Origin of the sequence: Streptomyces sp. NBC_00654 (assembly GCF_026341775.1) — a bacterium.
Taxonomy (GTDB): domain Bacteria; phylum Actinomycetota; class Actinomycetes; order Streptomycetales; family Streptomycetaceae; genus Streptomyces.
On the sequence record NZ_JAPEOB010000003.1, the window covers coordinates 314,065 to 330,893 of the forward strand.

Annotated in this window: 15 protein-coding genes; 10 read left to right on the plus strand and 5 right to left on the minus strand. The window is 71.4% G+C overall.

Translation table 11 applies throughout. From position 1 onward, the window contains the following. Positions 1-128: 128 nt before the first annotated feature. On the minus strand, positions 129-1,934 hold the full coding sequence (locus tag OHA98_RS33810; RefSeq protein ID WP_266931463.1) for an RDD family protein: 1,806 nt from the start codon (positions 1,932-1,934) through the stop codon (positions 129-131). 247 nt (positions 1,935-2,181) lie between these two features. On the opposite strand from OHA98_RS33810, the gene OHA98_RS33815 reads away from it, so the two are divergent. Beyond that, positions 2,182-2,664: an SsgA family sporulation/cell division regulator gene (locus OHA98_RS33815; protein ID WP_266931465.1), complete on the plus strand. Its 483-nt coding sequence runs from the start codon at positions 2,182-2,184 to the stop codon at positions 2,662-2,664. A gap of 37 nt (positions 2,665-2,701) precedes the next feature. On the opposite strand, the gene OHA98_RS33820 is transcribed toward OHA98_RS33815, so the two are convergent. Beyond that, positions 2,702-4,069 (minus strand): FAD-binding oxidoreductase, encoded by a 1,368-nt coding sequence (locus OHA98_RS33820; protein ID WP_266931467.1) that lies wholly within the window; start codon positions 4,067-4,069, stop codon positions 2,702-2,704. Positions 4,070-4,166: 97 nt separating this feature from the next. Here OHA98_RS33820 and OHA98_RS33825 point away from each other — a divergent pair, with 97 nt between their 5' ends. Continuing rightward, a complete protein-coding gene (locus tag OHA98_RS33825; protein WP_266931468.1) occupies positions 4,167-5,936 on the plus strand; it encodes a lipopolysaccharide assembly protein LapB in 1,770 nt (589 codons plus the stop codon). A 291-nt stretch (positions 5,937-6,227) separates the two neighbouring features. On the opposite strand, the gene OHA98_RS33830 is transcribed toward OHA98_RS33825, so the two are convergent. Together OHA98_RS33830 and hppD are read right to left on the minus strand one after the other, a co-directional pair. After that, positions 6,228-7,571 (minus strand): Nramp family divalent metal transporter, encoded by a 1,344-nt coding sequence (locus OHA98_RS33830; RefSeq protein ID WP_266931470.1) that lies wholly within the window; start codon positions 7,569-7,571, stop codon positions 6,228-6,230. A 217-nt stretch (positions 7,572-7,788) separates the two neighbouring features. Beyond that, positions 7,789-8,934 carry a 4-hydroxyphenylpyruvate dioxygenase gene (gene hppD / locus OHA98_RS33835; RefSeq protein ID WP_266931472.1) on the minus strand — a complete coding sequence of 382 codons (1,146 nt, stop codon included), beginning with the start codon at positions 8,932-8,934 and terminating at the stop codon, positions 7,789-7,791. A gap of 122 nt (positions 8,935-9,056) precedes the next feature. Here hppD and OHA98_RS33840 point away from each other — a divergent pair, with 122 nt between their 5' ends. The 8 genes from OHA98_RS33840 (at position 9,057) to OHA98_RS33875 (ending at position 16,083) form a co-directional block, all read left to right on the plus strand. Continuing rightward, complete coding sequence (locus tag OHA98_RS33840) at positions 9,057-9,530, plus strand: Lrp/AsnC family transcriptional regulator (protein WP_266931474.1); 474 nt, start codon at positions 9,057-9,059, stop codon at positions 9,528-9,530. A gap of 19 nt (positions 9,531-9,549) precedes the next feature. Next, positions 9,550-10,197: an ABC transporter permease gene (locus OHA98_RS33845; protein ID WP_266931476.1), complete on the plus strand. Its 648-nt coding sequence runs from the start codon at positions 9,550-9,552 to the stop codon at positions 10,195-10,197. A 91-nt stretch (positions 10,198-10,288) separates the two neighbouring features. Then, complete coding sequence (locus OHA98_RS33850; RefSeq protein ID WP_266932518.1) at positions 10,289-11,491, plus strand: betaine/proline/choline family ABC transporter ATP-binding protein; 1,203 nt, start codon at positions 10,289-10,291, stop codon at positions 11,489-11,491. Beyond that, positions 11,488-12,354 (plus strand): ABC transporter permease, encoded by an 867-nt coding sequence (locus tag OHA98_RS33855; protein ID WP_266931478.1) that lies wholly within the window; start codon positions 11,488-11,490, stop codon positions 12,352-12,354. The genes OHA98_RS33850 and OHA98_RS33855 overlap by 4 nt, the downstream gene beginning before the upstream one ends. Continuing rightward, positions 12,351-13,328, plus strand: a complete 978-nt coding sequence (locus OHA98_RS33860) for a glycine betaine ABC transporter substrate-binding protein (protein WP_266931480.1) — start codon at positions 12,351-12,353, stop codon at positions 13,326-13,328. The genes OHA98_RS33855 and OHA98_RS33860 overlap by 4 nt, the downstream gene beginning before the upstream one ends. 87 nt (positions 13,329-13,415) lie before the next feature. Then, positions 13,416-14,081 carry a winged helix-turn-helix domain-containing protein gene (locus OHA98_RS33865; protein WP_266931482.1) on the plus strand — a complete coding sequence of 222 codons (666 nt, stop codon included), beginning with the start codon at positions 13,416-13,418 and terminating at the stop codon, positions 14,079-14,081. 295 nt (positions 14,082-14,376) lie between these two features. Then, positions 14,377-14,565, plus strand: a complete 189-nt coding sequence (locus tag OHA98_RS33870) for a hypothetical protein (RefSeq protein WP_266931484.1) — start codon at positions 14,377-14,379, stop codon at positions 14,563-14,565. A 21-nt stretch (positions 14,566-14,586) separates the two neighbouring features. Then, positions 14,587-16,083 (plus strand): MFS transporter, encoded by a 1,497-nt coding sequence (locus OHA98_RS33875; protein WP_266931485.1) that lies wholly within the window; start codon positions 14,587-14,589, stop codon positions 16,081-16,083. Here OHA98_RS33875 and OHA98_RS33880 read toward each other — a convergent pair. Continuing rightward, positions 16,013-16,801, minus strand: a complete 789-nt coding sequence (locus tag OHA98_RS33880; RefSeq protein ID WP_266931487.1) for a S16 family serine protease — start codon at positions 16,799-16,801, stop codon at positions 16,013-16,015. The two genes, OHA98_RS33875 and OHA98_RS33880, sit on opposite strands and share 71 nt — an antisense overlap. Between the last annotated feature and the right edge of the window lie 28 nt (positions 16,802-16,829).

Below are 16,829 nucleotides of genomic sequence, written 5' to 3' on the forward strand. Positions count from 1 at the left end.
CCCGGCCCACCGGTACCCGCAACGGCTCAGGTGCTTTCGGGGGACGGGGCGTCAGCCCACGGGCCCAACGGCGCCCGCCCGCCCGGTCAGCCCCGGCCTGTCAGCCCCGCCCGGTCAGCCCCGGCCGGTCAGCCCGCCACGAAGGTGCGGGCCGCCTTGTCGTGCCAGCACTGGCGCCAGGGGCGGTCGATCAGGCACCACAGCACGTTGAACACACCGATGACAAGGATGCCCAGCACCCCGTAGACCAGCCAGCGCCGCAGGGCCGCCCCCAGGGTGGGCGAGTCGTGCGACTCGATGTCGCGCACTTCGAGGCCGAGGAGCTTCTTGCCGAGCGTACGGCCCCACTTGGCGGTGGGCAGCGCCTCCAGGAGGAAGCCGAGCACCAGGAGCGCGCCGAGCACGGCCCCGAACAGACCCGCCGTGGTGGCATCCACGAGCCAGACGGTGACCGTCTCACCGGACTGCTTCGCCGCGGTGATCTTCTCGTCGATGTGGTCCAGTGCCCGGGTGACCAGCGGGAAGCTGACGGCACCGACGACCGCGCCGAGTACCACGCTGTCGAGCAGCCGGGCGGCGAAGCGCTTGCCGAGCCCGGCGGGCCGCGCCGACGTCTGGGCCCTGGCGAGCTGCTGGAAGGGGTCGTCGACCGGGGGCTTCCAGGGCACGACGGGCTGATCCGCCCCGGCACCGGCCTGCTGCTGGGCAGGCACCTGCTGTGCGGCGGGCACCTGCTGCTGGGACTGCATCTGCTGCTGGTGCGGCTGGTGTTGGCCCTGTGGCTGGTGCTGTTCCGGCCGGGCCGGCTGGTGGACCTGCTGCCCCCACGAGGCCGAGCCGCCGGGTCCGGGGGCGGGCACGGGAGCAGGGACCTGGGCGGCGGCCTGGGCAGGGCCGGGCACCTGCACCGGGCCCTGGGTCGCGGCGGGCAGAGGCGCGGGCAGCGCGGCGGGCGGAGGGGCGGACGGCAACGCGGTCGTCCGCGCAGGCACCTGCACCCGGGTCGGCTGAGGCACCTGAGGCTGCTGTGAAGCCTGCGGTGACTGCGGGGCCTGCGGTGACTGCGGGGCCTGCGGGCCCTGGAGCACCTGGGGTGCCTGGGGCGTCTGAGACGGCTGCACCGCCTGCGGCCCCTGCGGCCCCTGCGACGGACCGCCCGGCATGATGCCCGGCGGACCGGCGACCGGGGTGGTCGCGCGGATCGTCATCGTGCCGTCGGCGGGTACCGGTCCCGCGTCGCGCGGTCGCGGGGTGCGGGCACCACCGCCCACGGCGCGGATCGTGACCGTACCGTCGGTCGGCGGACGGCCCTCGGCACCGCCACTGTCACGGCTGCCACGACCGTCACGGCTGCCACCGCCGCTGCCGCCGCCGTCCCGCATCGCCGGCAGGGCGCCGCCCATCGGGTCCGGGGCGCCGGACACGCGCGGGTCCGCCGGGGCCGGTTCGGCGCGTTCGGGCCGCGCGCTGTCGGCCGGGGTGCGCGGATCGGCACCCGCCGGGTCCGGCCGGCCGGACGCCGCTTCCGGGCCGCCCCAGGAGACGCGCCGGTCGCGGGCGCCGCCGAAGCCGGTCTGCCGGGAGGTGTCGGCCTGCCAGACGGATGCCGGTTCCGGCTCCGGACGGGCGGGAGCGCCCTGCCCCGGTCCACCCGGTCCGCCCGGCGCGGTCAGCCCGTTCGCTCCGTCCGGCACACCGTCCGGACCGCCCGTCTCGCCGACCTCGTCGAAGAAGATCGGGCCGGTCTCCTCCACCAGGGGGGCGGAGGCGGTCGGCTGCGGCGCGGGAGTGGCTTCGCCCTGGGGCGCGGGCCGGCTCGTACCGGGTACCCAGGCCGCACCGTTCCAGTACCGGACATATCCAGGAATGGAGGGGTCGGGGTAGTACCCCTCGCGGGGGCTTTCGTCACCGGGTGCCGGGGTTGGGGCGCTCATCACCGTGGTCCCGTATCTCTTCGAGGCCTCAGGCCGTCCGGTCGCAGGTGCGGACGGCCTCAATACAAGGGTCCACATCTATCAGACGCCCACGTGTCGCCGGGCCGGTCCCACTGTTTGGGACCACTTTCCACGCCGTCCGAAGTTTTTTTGAAAAGTCGCGTAATGGATGGCGGGGAGGGCGCTCTCTCCTTGTGCGGGCCGGTCATGGGACCGGTCCACGAGCACCGGAAGGTCGTGCACTGACATGCTGAACGTCGTGGAACGCGAGCTGGAACTGAAGCTGGTCCTGTCGCCCGAGCGCTCCATCCCCGTACCCGCCAGGCTGACTTACCGCACCGACGACCCGTACGCCGTGCACATCGCCTTCCACATCGGCTCCGAGTCCCCCGTGCACTGGACGTTCGCCCGGGAACTGCTGGTGGAAGGGGTGTTCCGGCCGTGCGGACACGGAGACGTACGCATCTGGCCGACCAAGATCAACGACCGTAACGTCATCTGTGTCGCCCTCACCTCCCCCGATGGCAACGCCCTGCTGGAGGTGCCGTCGGCCGCCGTGGCCGCGTGGGTGGAGCGGACGCTGCGGGTGGTGCCCCCGGGTACGGAGAGCGAGCGGCTGGGCCTCGACGACGCGCTCGCCGAGCTGCTGGCGCCGCTCCCGGCCGACGACCTGTGGCTGAGCGACCCGTGGTCCGCGGACGAGTCGCCCTCCCAGGACGGTGAGGCGTGAGGGCCTTATCCGGCTGTCGTGCCCCGGCGTGTCGGGGTCAGAAGAGTTTGCCGGGGTTGAGGAGACCGAGCGGATCGAAGACCGTCTTGATTCCGCGTTGCAGCTCGACCCCGGTCTCGCCCAGCTCGCGGGCGAGCCACTCCTTCTTCAGGACCCCGACGCCGTGCTCGCCGGTGATGGTGCCGCCCAGTTCGAGGCCGAGCGCCATGATCTCGTCGAAGGACTCACGGGCCCGGCGGGACTCGTCGGGGTCCATGTGGTCGAAGCAGACGACGGGATGGGTGTTGCCGTCGCCGGCGTGGGCGCAGACGCCGATGGTGAGGCCGAACCTCTCGGCGATGGCCGCGGTGCCCTCCAGCATCGCTCCGAGCTTCGAGCGCGGTACGCACACGTCGTCGATCATCGTGGCGGACTTGACGGTCTCCAGCGCGGTGAGCGACATCCGGCGGGCCTGGAGCAGGAGTTCGGACTCGGCCTTGTCGTCGGCGGGGACGACCTCGGTGGCGCCCGCGGCGGTGCACAGTTCGCCGACGGCCGCCAGGTCGGACGCCGGATCGGGCGTGTCGAAGGCGCAGAGCAGCAGCGCCTCGGCGGAGTCGGGGAGGCCCATGCCGGCCATCGCGTTGACCGCGCGCACGGTCGTACGGTCCATCAGTTCGAGGAGTGAGGGGGTGTGACCGCGCTCCATGATCGCGCAGACCGCGTCGCAGGCAGCGGCCGCGGAGGGGAATTCGGCAGCCAGGACGAGCTGCCGCGGAGGCTTCGGCTTCAGCGCGAGGACGGCCTTGACGACGATCCCCAGGCTGCCCTCGGAGCCGACGAAGAGCCGGGTGAGGTCGTAGCCGGCGACGCCCTTGGCCGTACGGCGCCCGGTGGTCAGGAGCCGCCCGTCGGCGAGGACGACTTCGAGACCGAGGACGTATTCGGCGGTGACCCCGTACTTGACGCAGCACAGGCCGCCGGACGCGGTGCCGATGTTGCCGCCGATGGTGCACATCTCCCAGCTGGAGGGATCCGGCGGGTAGCAGAGGCCGTGTTCATTCACCGCGCGTGACAGCACGGCGTTGATGACACCCGGTTCGACGACGGCGATCCGGTCGACCGGGCTGATCTCCAGGATCCGGTCCATCTTCACCAGGGAGAGCACGATGCAGCCGTCGGAGGCGTTGGCCGCGCCCGACAGGCCGGTACGGGCACCCTGCGGAACGACCGGGACGCGCAGCGCGGTGGCGGTGCGCATGACGTGCTGGACCTGCTCGACCGTGCGCGGGAGCACGACGACGGCCGGGGAACCCGCGTCGCAGAAGCCCGCCATGTCGTGGGCGTACGAGGACGTGACGTCCGGATCGGTGATCAGAGCCTCGGCGGGCAGACCGGCACGCAGCTGTGCGAGGAGATCGTTCATGATCCAAGACTGGCACCCGGGGCCAATGGTGTGAACCCGTCTGCGAGGGCGTCCCCAAGGCGCGGTGTGCTCTTCATACTGACGCAGAGTGATCGCCATGGATGTCACGCCGCAGCAGGACCCGGACCCCCGCCAGCCGCCCGAGCCGCCGTCCCCCTTCCCGCCGCGCACGGCGGACGCGAAGGATCTCCCGGCCGCTCCCCAGGATCCCGGGAAGGGCGCGACCGCGGTCCCGCCCCCGCCGCCCACCGCACGTACGACGCTGCGCAGGGCCACGCTCGGCGCGGTCGCCGCGGCCGTTCTGGTGGCCGGTGCGGTGGTGGCCGTTCCGGACGGCGGGCAGGACGGCCCGAAGGTGCCGGGACCGGTCGAGCGGGCCCGAGCGGCGGCGACCGCCGGCTCCCCGGCCTCGCTCTCGGACCTGACCGCGCTCATCGGGGACCGGCAGAAGTGGGTGGAGGAGCATCCGTCCGACGCGCCTTCGTGGGCGGTGCTGGGCACGGCGTACGTGGAGTGGGGGCGGCGTTCCGCGGACGCGGCGTACTACGCGCGGGCCGAGACGGCCCTGAGGCGTTCGCTGGAGGAACAGCCCGGCGAACGCGGCAACGGGGAGGCCTGGGTGGGCCTGGCCGCACTCGCCAACGCCCGGCACGACTTCGTCGCGGCGAAGCGGTGGGGCGAGACCGTACGGGCCCGGGAACCGAAGACCTGGAGCACGTACCCGGTCCTGATCGAGGCGTACAACGGCCTGGGCGACCAGCGGGCGGCCGGCACGGCGACGGAGAGGTTCGGGCAGCTGCGCAAGGGGGTTCCGGCGCTGGCCCGGACCGCCGAGATGTACCGCGCCCAGGGCTGGCGGGAGGACGCGCTGGCCACCGCCCGCGAGGCGGCGGACCGGGCCACCACCCCCGTCGAGAAGGCGCAGTCCCTGCACCGCCTCGGCGATCTGGCGTGGGAGCGCGGCGAGCCGGAGGAGGCCGTGGCGCAGTACGACGCGGCGCTGCGCACGGACAGCGGCCAGCACGCGTCGCTGGCGGGCCGGGCCCGCGCCCTGGCGGCCCTGGGCCGTGCCGACGAGGCGCTGGACGCGTACCAGGCGGCGGTGGCGGAGCTGCCCCGCGCGGAGTACGCCCTCGAACTGGGCGAGCTGTACGAGGCGCTGGGCCTGGACGGCGACGCCCGCAGCCAGTACGCGAGGATGCGCACCCTGCTGTCACGGTCGAAGGCCGCCGGGGTCAACGAGTCCCTGCTCCGGGCGCGTTACGAGAGCGACCACGGCGACGCGGACACGGCGGTGGAGCTGCTGCGCGCGGAGTGGTCCCGGCAGCACCGCAGTGCGGCGGTGGCGGACGCGCTGGGCTGGGCGCTGCACCGTGCGGGCCGGTCGCAGGAGGGGCTGGAGTACGCCCGGCGGGCCGTCGACACGGGGGTCCGGAACGCCTCGTACGTGTACCACCTGGGCACGATCGAACGGGAGCTGGCCCAGTACGGTGCGGCCCGCCGCCATCTGGAGGAGGCCCTGCGCACCAACCCGGCCTTCTCCCCGCTGGACGCGCCCCGCGCCGAGGAGGCCCTGGACGCGCTGGGGGAACCCGCGCCGGGCGGCCCGAAGGACATGCAGCCCCCGCCGAAGCCGGCCCCCGAGCCCGAGCCCGAGCCCGAGCCGGAGCCGGAGCCGGAGGCCGATACCGGGACGGCGAAGCCCGCCCCGTCGCGGCAGACCCCCTCCTCCCCCGCCTCCCCGACGCCCCGGCCGAGCAGCCCGGCATCCACGGAGCCGGGCGCGGCGGGCCCGGCGGCGGCGTCCACGGCCGCCCCGTCCGCCCTGTCCGCCCCGTCCGCTGCGGGGACACCGTCCGGCCGCTGACGGATGCGGGACCTCCCCGGCCGGAACGGGCGGTGAGGTCCCGCCGGGACAGGCGGGGAGGGACCTTCCCGCCTGTCCCGACGAGCCGTCGGCACGTTCACGGATGACTCCGACGCTTCCCCTGCTGGAACGGCTCGCCCACGCCCTCGGTGCCGACCTGGAGCTGACGCTGAGGGCGCGCTGACCGGGGACGGGGACGGGGGACGGGGACGGGGACGGGGGACGGGGACGGGGGACGGGGGACGGGGGACGGGGGACGGGGGATACGGGGGGGGCTACCCCGGCCGGGCCCTACCAGGGCAGCTCCCGCAGTTGCTGCACGCACAGCACGACGAACAGCAGGCCCGCCGCCACGAGCATCACGTTGCTGAGCGCCCCGTTGCGCCATTCCCTCGGTGTGCGCGAGGAGTTGAGCAGCCATACCAGTGTGAGGGCCAGGAACGGCATGAAGAACGCGCCGAGCACGCCGTACACCACGACCAGCCCGAACGGCTGGTCCAGCCAGAGCAGCGTCATCGGCGGGAACGTCAGCCACAGCAGATACGCCCGGAAGGCGAAGGAGCGCTCCTTCGTCCCGGCCGCCACCTCCTCCACGGTGCTCACCCCGGCCGGGGCACCCCCGCGCTCGCGCAGGAAGCGGTCGACGAAGTCGGCGAACATCAGGCTCACGCCGTTCCACACGCCGATGAGGGACGAGAAGGACGTGGCGAAGAAGCCGACCAGGAACAGCTTGGCGGTCGCGGCTCCGTAGCGGTCCTCCAGGATCGCGCCGAGGTCGATCAGCCCCCGGTCGCCCTTGGTGAGGGCGAGGTGGGAGGAGTGCAGGAGTTCCGCGCCGACGATCAGCATCGCCACGACGAAGACTCCGGTGGTGATGTAGGCGACCCGGTTGTCGAGGCGCATCACCTTCATCCAGGAGGAGTTGGTCCAGCCCTTGGCGTTCACCCAGTAGCCGTAGGCCGCCATGGTGATCGTGCCGCCGACGCCGCCGATCAGGCCCAGGGTGTAGAGGAGCGAGCCGTCCGGGAGTACGGGGGCCAGGCCCGCGAACGACGCGCCGACGTCGGGGCCGACGCGCACCGCGACGTACACGACGACCACGAACATCACGCCGATCAGGACGGTCATGGCCTTCTCGAAGACGGCGTACCGGTTGAACCAGACGAATGCCAGGCCGATCAGGCCCGTGATGATCGCCCAGGTCTTGAGGTCCGGACCGTCGGGGAAGAGCGCGACGATGGGCAGGGCGGAGGAGGACATGGCCGTCGCGCCGTAGATGAAGCCCCAGACGACGACGTAGACCGCGAAGTAGACGGTGGTCCACGGGCCGAGGCTGCGCCAGCCGTCGAAGAGTGTGCGCCCGGTGGCGAGATGCCAGCGGCCGCACGCCTCGGCCAGCGAGATCTTGACGACGCAGCCGATGACGGCCGCCCACATCAGGGTGTAGCCGAACTTGCTGCCCGCGATCAGCGTCGCGACGAGGTCACCGGCTCCGACCCCGGTGGCCGCGACGACGATGCCGGGACCGATGTACGTCCAACTGGATTTGCGCGGAAGGGCGTTCAGGGGTTCGGTACCGCTGTCGGCGCTGCGGCCGGTACCGCTGCCGGTACCGCTGTCGGTCGCTTCTGCCATGCCGGTGTCCTCCCGCTCGTCCCCAAGGTGATCCAGATCACCAAAGCGGGAGCGCGGGTGTTGCGCAAGGGGGCCGACGGCGTGCGCCCGGAGCGCGGCGCTTGCGCCGTGCGGCGCGGCCGCCCCGCACGCAACGCACGCGGAAGGGCGGGGCACCCCGTGTGCCGGGTGCCCCGCCCTCGTACCGCGAACCCCGCTCCGCGTGGGAGCCCTGCGGTCAGAGGTTGCCGCGCTTCTCCTGCTCGCGCTCGATCGCCTCGAACAGGGCCTTGAAGTTGCCCTTGCCGAAGCCCATCGAGCCGTGCCGCTCGATCATCTCGAAGAAGACCGTCGGACGGTCCTGGACCGGCTTGGTGAAGATCTGGAGCAGGTAGCCGTCCTCGTCGCGGTCGACCAGGATCTTCAGCTCGCGCAGCGTCTCCACCGGGACCCGGGTCTCGCCCGCCCACTCGCCGAGCGTGTCGTAGTACGAGTCGGGCGTGTCCAGGAACTGGACGCCGGCCGCGCGCATCGCCCGGACCGAGGCGACGATGTCGTTCGTGGCGAGGGCGATGTGCTGGACACCCGCACCGCCGTAGAACTCCAGATACTCGTCGATCTGCGACTTCTTCTTCGCGATCGCCGGCTCGTTGATCGGGAACTTGACCTTCAGGGTGCCGTCCGCGACGACCTTCGACATCAGGGCGGAGTACTCGGTGGCGATGTCGTCGCCCACGAACTCCTTCATGTTGGTGAAGCCCATGACCTTGTTGTAGAAGCCGACCCACTCGTTCATCCGGCCGAGCTCGACGTTGCCCACACAGTGGTCGATGGCCTGGAAGGTGCGCTTGGCGGGCGGCTCGACGATCGGGGCGGCCGCCGTGTAGCCGGGGAGGTACGGGCCGTCGTAACCGCTGCGCTCGACGAGGGTGTGGCGGGTCTTGCCGTACGTGGCGATGGCGGCGAGCACGACGGTGCCGTTCTCGTCCTTGACCTCGTGCGGCTCGGTCAGACCGGTGGCGCCGTGCTCCACCGCGTAGGCGTACGCGGCGCGGGCGTCCGGGACCTCGATGGCCAGGTCGACCACACCGTCGCCGTGCGCCGCGACATGGTCGTCCAGGAAGTGCCCCCAGTCGGTGGACGCCTTGATGACGGACGTGAGGACGAAGCGGGCCGACCCGTTGGTCAGGACGTAGCTCGCGGTCTCGCGGCTGCCGTTCTCCGGTCCGGAGTAGGCGACGAGCTTCATTCCGAAGGCCGTGGAGTAGTAGTGCGCCGCCTGCTTGGCATTGCCCACGGCGAAGACGACCGCGTCCATTCCCTTGACCGGGAAGGGATCGGCCTGCCGGGCGGTGTCGGGGGTGGTGTGCAGAGTCTCAGTCATAAACCCAGGCTCTCCCCGCTCCGCAAGGTGCGCAATAGTTCGCGGAATCGCTGGGCAACCTGTGCAGCTGTTCGGCACTATGAGCAGGCGTTCTGTACATGATGACCATCGGAGGCAGGGACATGGCGATCGATCGTCTGGACGGGCAGCTGATCGTGCTGCTGGCACGTGAGCCGCGGATAGGGGTACTGGAGGCGTCCCGCCGGCTCGGCGTGGCGCGCGGCACCGTACAGGCCCGGCTGGACCGCCTTCAGTCGAATGGCGTCATCCGGGGCTTCGGCCCGGACGTCGATCCGGCGGCGCTCGGCTACCCCGTCACCGCCTTCGCGACACTGGAGATCAAGCAGGGCCAAGGGGCCCAGGTCCGGGCCCACTTGGGTGGCGTGCCCGAAGTGCTCGAACTGCACACCACCACCGGGCACGGAGACATGTTCTGCCGGCTCGTCGCCCGCTCCAACGCCGACCTCCAACGGGTGATCGACCGCGTTGTCGGTTTTGATGGCATTGTCCGGGCCTCCACGGCCATCGTCATGGAGAACCCGGTCCCACTGCGCGTCATCCCGCTCGTCGAGCAGGCCGCACAGGACACCGACTGACCGAGCCGAGGAGTGACGTGTGAGCTTCTGGGAGTACGTGGGAAATCGGCACCAGCAGTTGCTCACCGACGCGTTCCAGCACGTCAGCGCCGTATTTCAGTGCATGGTCATCGCCACCGCGCTCGGGGTGGTGATCGGCGTGGTCACCTATCGCAGCGGCTGGGCGGGATCGCTGGCCATCACCTCCACGGCGACGGTCCTCACCATCCCCTCCCTCGCCGCGATCGGTCTGCTGATCCCGCTGGTCGGGCTCGGGGTCGCGCCCACCGTCATCACCCTGACGATGTACGGACTGCTGCCCGTCGTGCGTAACTCCATCGTCGGGCTGCGCGGTGTCGACCCCTCGCTGGTCGACGCGGCGAAGGGCATCGGGATGTCCCGGTTCGCCCGGCTGCGCAAGGTGGAGCTGCCGCTCGCCTGGCCCCCGATCCTCACCGGCATCCGGGTCTCCACCCAGATGCTGATGGGCATCGCCGCCATCGCCGCGTACGCCTCCGGGCCCGGTCTCGGCAACGAGATCTTCCGCGGTATCGCCTCGCTGGGCAGCGCCAACGCGATCAACCAGGTCCTCGCGGGCACGCTCGGCATCGTCATTCTCGCCCTGCTCTTCGACGCCGCGTACGTCCTGCTCGGGCGGCTGACCATCCCCAGGGGGATCCGTGGCTGAGACCGTCTCCGAGACCGCCCCCGGGGCCGACGGGAGGGACGGCGGGAGGGACGGCGACGAGGGCACCGCGACGGTCGCCTCCGGGGCCACGATCGAGCTGGAGGACCTGACCAAGAGCTACCCCGGGAACCCGAACCCGGCCGTCGAGAACGTCTCCATGGACATCAGGGCCGGCGAGACCGTGATCTTCGTGGGCCCGTCCGGCTGCGGGAAGTCCACCACCCTGAAGATGATCAACCGGCTGATCGAGCCCTCTTCCGGCCGGATCAGGATCAACGACGAGGACGTCACCGACATCGACCCGGTGAAGCTGCGCCGCAAGATCGGGTACGCGATCCAGTCCTCCGGGCTGTTCCCGCACATGACGGTCGCCGAGAACATCGCCCTCGTACCGAAGATGGTCGGCTGGTCCAAGTCCCGGGTGAAGGACCGGGTGGAGGAGATGCTCGACCTGGTGGGGCTGGACCCGCGCGAGTTCCACGGGCGCTACCCGCGCCAGTTGTCCGGCGGCCAGCAGCAGCGGGTGGGCGTCGCCCGCGCGCTGGCGGCCGATCCCCCGGTGCTGCTGATGGACGAGCCGTTCGGGGCGGTCGACCCGATCACCCGCGACCACCTCCAGGACGAGCTGATCCGGCTCCAGCACGAGCTGCACAAGACGATCGTCTTCGTCACCCATGACTTCGACGAGGCGATCAAGCTGGGCGACCGGATAGCCGTGCTGCGCGAGCGTTCGCACATCGCGCAGTTCGACACCCCGGAGGCGATCCTCACCAACCCCACGGACGACTTCGTCTCCGGTTTCGTGGGGGCGGGCGCGGCGCTCAAGCGGCTCAACCTGACGCGCGTACGGGATGTGGGCATCGCCGACTTCCCGACGGTGACGGTCGACGACCCGCTCCAGTCCATCTTCAACAAGCTGCGCAGCGGCACGCACAACGAACTGCTGATGCTGGACCGCAGGAACCGCCCGTACAAGTGGCTGCGGCGCGGCGATCTGATGCGGGCCCGCGGCTCGCTGGCCCGTGCCGGGCAACTGGTGCACGACACGGTGACCCGGGACGCCACGCTGCACGACGCGCTGGAGGCCGTACTGACCGACAGCGGGGGGCGGGTCGCGGTGACCGGGCGGCGCGGCGAGTTCATCGGTTTCGTCGACATGCACACCCTGCTGGACAACGTGCAGGAGCTGCTGGAGGCCGACCGGTTGACCGCCATGGAGCACCAGCACGAGCTGGAGGAGCTGCGCACCCACTCGACCGAGCAGGAGCTGGAAGGGGGTGGCGGCGGCGTATGACTCCCGGCCGTCCGAATTCCGGCGAGCCCGGCGTCTCCGAGACCCGGCCGCCGGGCGAACACGACGTCAAGGGCCATGCCTTCCGTGACGAGGAGACGGAGCCGGCGCCCCCGCCCGCCGGGCCGCCGCGCCGGATCACCTGGCAGAAGCTGGTGGTGCTGCCGCTCGTGCTCGCGGCCGTCCTGGCCATCACCTATATGTGGATCACCAACGTCGACCTCGACTCGATCGCGGAGAACTCACTGGCCGGCGACACCGTGCAGCTGCGGCTGTGGCAGCACATCAGGCTGACGGCCATCTCGACCTTCTGGGTGCTGATCATCGCGATCCCGCTCGGCATCGCCCTGACCCGGCGCGGGCTCAGCAAGGGCGCCCCGGTGGTCACGGCCATCGCCAACATCGGGCAGGCCACCCCGGCGATCGGTCTGCTGGCACTGCTGGTGATCTGGCTGGGCATCGGCCCGTCGACGGCGATCGTCGGCATGGTGATCTACGCGGTGCTGCCCGTGCTGTCCAACACGGTGGCCGGTCTCAAGGCGATCGATCCGACCCTGGTGGAGGCCTCGCGCGGGATCGGGATGTCGGGGCTCGGGACGCTGAGGAAGGTGGAGCTGCCACTCGCCGTGCCGCTGATCCTCGCCGGGGTGCGGACGGCACTGGTGCTCAACGTGGGGACCGCGACGCTGGCCACGTTCGGCGGGGGCGGCGGGCTCGGCGACCTGATCACCTCGGGCATCCAGACACAGCGGATGCCGGTGCTGGTGCTGGGGTCCGTGCTGACGGTGGTGCTGGCGCTGCTGGTGGACTGGCTGGCCTCGCTGGTCGAGCTGTCGCTGACGCCGCGCGGACTGGAGGGGCCGTGACGCGCGGATACCGGGCCGGGCTGCCGCTGGCCCTGGCCCTGTCGCTGGTGCTCGCCGGGTGCGGGCTGAAGAGCGGATCGCCGATGGTGGACGATGTGACGCCCGGGCCGGCCGGCCGGGGGAAGCCGCTCAAGGGCGCCTCCCTGACGGTCACCTCGAAGAACTTCAGCGAGAACATCATCCTCGGCCAGATGATCGGCCTGGTCTTCAAGGCGGCCGGCGCGGAGGTGCTGGACCGGACGAATCTGCCCGGCTCGATCAGTGCCCGCGAGGCGATCGTCAAGGGCGACGCCGACGCGATGTACGAGTACACGGGCACGGCCTGGATCACCTACCTCGGGCACGCCGAGCCGATCGTCGATCCGCGGAAGCAGTGGGAGGCGGTACGGGACGAGGACCGGAAGAACGGGGTGACCTGGCTGCCGCAGTCCACGCTCAACAACACCTACGCGCTGGCCATCAGCCGGAAGAACAACGCGAAGTACAAGCTGAGGACGCTCTCGGACGTCGCCGCGCTGGCGAGGAAGGACCCGAACGCCGTCTCGATCTGCGTGGAGAACGAATTCGCCTCCCGCGACGACGGGCTGCCCGGGATGCAGAAGGCGTACGGGATGCCGGTCCCCGCCTCCCACATCCAGAAGATGGACGCCGGAATCATCTACACCCAGGTCTCCACGTCCGACTCCTGCCTGCTGGGCGAGGTGTTCACCACGGACGGCCGGATCAAGGCGATGGACCTGGAAGTGCTGGAGGACGACAAGCACTTCTTCCCCAACTACAACGCCGCTCCCGTCATCCACACGGCGACCTTCGAGAAGTACCCGGAGATCGCGGGGCTGCTGGACCCGGTCAGCAGGAAGCTGACGACGGAGGTCGCGCAGGTGCTCAACGCCAAGGTGGACGTGGACGGGGAGGACCCGCACGAGGTGGCGAAGGAATGGCTGGTGGCGGAGGGGTTCATCGAGGAGGGGTGACGGCCCGCCGGAGCCATCAGGCCCCTTGCAAAGATTCCGTTGCAAAAAAGCGTTGCAAAGCTTCCTTTGCAACTCTAGAGTCACGGCATGACAGCGAACGAGGCCGACAAGGCAGAGACCGGAGCCGAGACCGGCGGTGAGGACGGGGACGGGGCTCCCGCCGGTGACCGCCGGTCCTACGAGGGGACCAACGTCCACCTCGTCGATGCCCGCACCCTGCGTGCCCTCGCTCATCCACTGCGACTGCGGCTGCTGAGCGCCCTTCGGGAGTACGGCCCCGCGACCGCCTCCGGCCTCGGGGAGCGGCTCGGCGAGTCCAGTGGTGCCGCCAGCTACCACCTGCGGCAACTGGCGTCGCACGGCCTCGTCGAGGACGCCCCGGAACTGGGCAAGGGCCGGGAGCGGTGGTGGCGGGCCGTCCACAGGGGCACCGCCTTCAACACGGGCCGCTTCCTGTCCCACCCGGACCCCGAGGTGCGCGGGGCCACCGGCGTCATCCTCCACGAGATCGCCACGACCCACGCCCAGGAGCTGAACACCTGGCTCGGCACGATGCACGAATGGCCCGAGGCCTGGCACCAGAGCTGGGACATCAGCAATTTCAAGGTACGGCTCACCCCCGAGCTCGCCCACGAGCTGACCGGGAAGATCCACGAGCTGATCGAGAGCTACCAGGGCGTGGTTCCCGAGGGCACCGAGGGCTCGGCCACCGTACGCAGCCATGTGCACGTCTTCCCGCGGCCTCCCGAGTAGGCCGGACGGACGGACAAACGGAACTACGGGCTGACGGGCCTGACGGGCTGACAGACCTGACGAACGAACTGGCGGGCTGACGGGCCGGCGCGATGAAGGGCCGACCCGCCGACCCGGCACCCCGTCATGCCCTGCGGACGACGAACCGACCCGCAGACCGGCGGACCAGCCGGACCGGCAGACCGGCCGGTCCGGTCCGGTCCGGTCCGAGCAGCAGACCGTCCGGACCGGCCGACGACGAACCGACGAGCCACCGACGAGCCACCGACGAGCCGACCGAAGGGGCCCACCAGCCATGCACTGCGACATCCACCACCGGACACACGTCTACCGCGCCACCGAACTGCACCGCGAGGCCATGACCCTCCGGCCGCCGCACACCAGCCTGCGCAGCCGGGTCGGCTGGACGATGGTCGAGCTGGGCCTCCGCCTCGCCCAGAACCGGCCCACCCGGGCCGCCGTGCGCGCGCCCCGTCCGGCGTAACCGATGAACGGGGGGCATCACATGCAGGACCCACAGCACCCGCGGTACACGCGGAAGGCGCGTCACCGCACACCGCTCATCAGCGTGCTCGCGGCCAACTCCATTTCCACAGCCGGGACGTCACTCACCCTCATCGGTGTTCCGTGGTTCGTCCTGGAGACCACCGGCAGCGCGGGACGGGCGGGCCTCGTCGCGTTCTGCGCCACGCTGCCGATCGTCGTCTCGGCACTCATCGGCGGACCGGTCATCGACCGGCTCGGCCGCCGCCGGGTCGCCGTCGCCTCCGACACCGTATGCGGCCTCGCCATCGCCACGATTCCGCTTCTGCACTACGCGGGAGCGCTCGAATTCTGGATGCTGTGCGCGCTGATGGCGCTCAACGGGCTGGTCCACACCCCGGGCAACACCGCGCGCTACGTCCTCGTGCCCGACCTCGCCGAGCACGCGGGCACCACGCTCACCCGCGCCGCCAGCCTCTTCGACGCCGTCTCGCGCGGCGCCCGGATGGTCGGCGCCGCACTGGCCGGGCTGCTGATCGCGCTGGTCGGGGCCGAGACCGTACTGCTGCTGGACGCCGCCACGTTCGGGCTGTCCGCGCTGCTGGTCGCGACGGGGGTACGCGGGGTCCGGGCGGCCGAGCCCCGCAAGGCCGCGGCGCCCGTCTCGCTGCGCACCTACCGTGCCGAACTGCGCGAGGGATACGGCTACTTGCTCGGCAACCGGCTGCTGCTCTCGGTCGTGATCATGGTGATGTTCATGAACGGCACCGACCAGGGCTGGAACGCCGTCCTGCTGCCGGTGCACGCCGAGGGCGAGCTGGGCGGGGCCACCGACCTCGGTCTGCTCACCGCGCTGTTCGGCGCCGGCGGCCTGACGGGGGCGCTGCTCTACGGGGCGGTGGGTCACCGGTTCTCGCGATGGACGGTGTTCGCGGTGTGCGTGCTCCTGTGCGGGGCGCCGAGATTCCTGGTCGCCGCGGTGACCGGGACTACCCTGCCGCTCGCCGTGACCATGCTGCTCGGCGGCATCGCGGGCGGCGTGCTGAACCCGATCCTGACCACGGTGACGTACGAACGGGTCCCCGAGGAACTGCGCAGCCGGGTCTCCGGGGCACTCACCGCGGGCTGCGAGCTCGCCATGCCGGTGGGCGGCCTCGCGGCGGGCCTGCTGGTGGAGGGGTTCGGGGTGACGGGGGCCCTGCTCGCGATGGGCGGGGTGTATCTCCTGGCGACGCTGAGCCCGCTGGTGTTCCCGGTCTGGCGGACGATGGACCGGCCGGGTGTTCAGGCCGGGCCGGGTGCGGTGGACCGGCCGGGTGCGGTGGCCGGGCCGGGTGCCGCTTCCGCCGAGGGGGCGGCGACCGCTTCCGCGGAGGGACCGGACCTCGCTTCCGCGGAGGGTCCGGGGGGCTCCCCCGCACCCGTACCCGCTCCGGTGGCGGGGGAGGTCAGCAGCTCGGGACCTTCCCGCCCTGCTCCAGGGAGCGCAGCGAGTCCACGGCGCCCTTCAGCGTCGTGACGGGGATCAGCCGCAGCCCATCGGGCCGTTCCGCCTCCGCCTGCTTGCACTCGTCCTCGGGGACCAGGAAGACCGTCGCCCCGTCGCGGTGAGCGGCCTGGGTCTTCAGCGATACACCGCCGACGGCGCCGACCTTGCCGTCGGCGCTGATCGTGCCCGTACCCGCGATGGAACGGCCGCCGGTCAGATCCCCGCCGGAGCCGTCGCCGTCCAGCTTGTCGATGATGCCGAGGGCGAGGAAGAGCCCGGCACTGGGGCCGCCCACATCACCGAGGTCCACGCTGATCCGCATCGAACCGAGGTCCCGGTCGAGATAGTTCAGGGCCGCGTCGACGGCGACGTCCTGCGACTCCTTCATGTCGTCGAGGTTGTGCTTCTCGATCTCCTTCTCGGAACCGCCGGTCGGATAGACGGAGTCCCTGGGCATCACGGCCCGGTCCGTCCGGAACCAGCCGTCGATCACCTGCCCGATCCCGACGTCGGCGTTCGGCGAGGTCGCGAAGATCGTCGTCATCCGCAGCTGCCCCTCCGTGGTGCGGGTGGGTGCGCCGGTGATCGTGATCACGGGCTTCCCGTCGTTCTTCCCGAGGACGTTCGCGGTCGTGCCGGGCTGCGCCAGGGTGAACGGCAGGGGCGCGAAGGCGGCCGTGCCGAACAGGGCGAGGACGGGCAGTGCGCAGAGGGCGAGGGCACGGGGGCGCGAGAGACGAGAGAGCACCCGCCCAATCTATCCGCCGGCGCCCGCG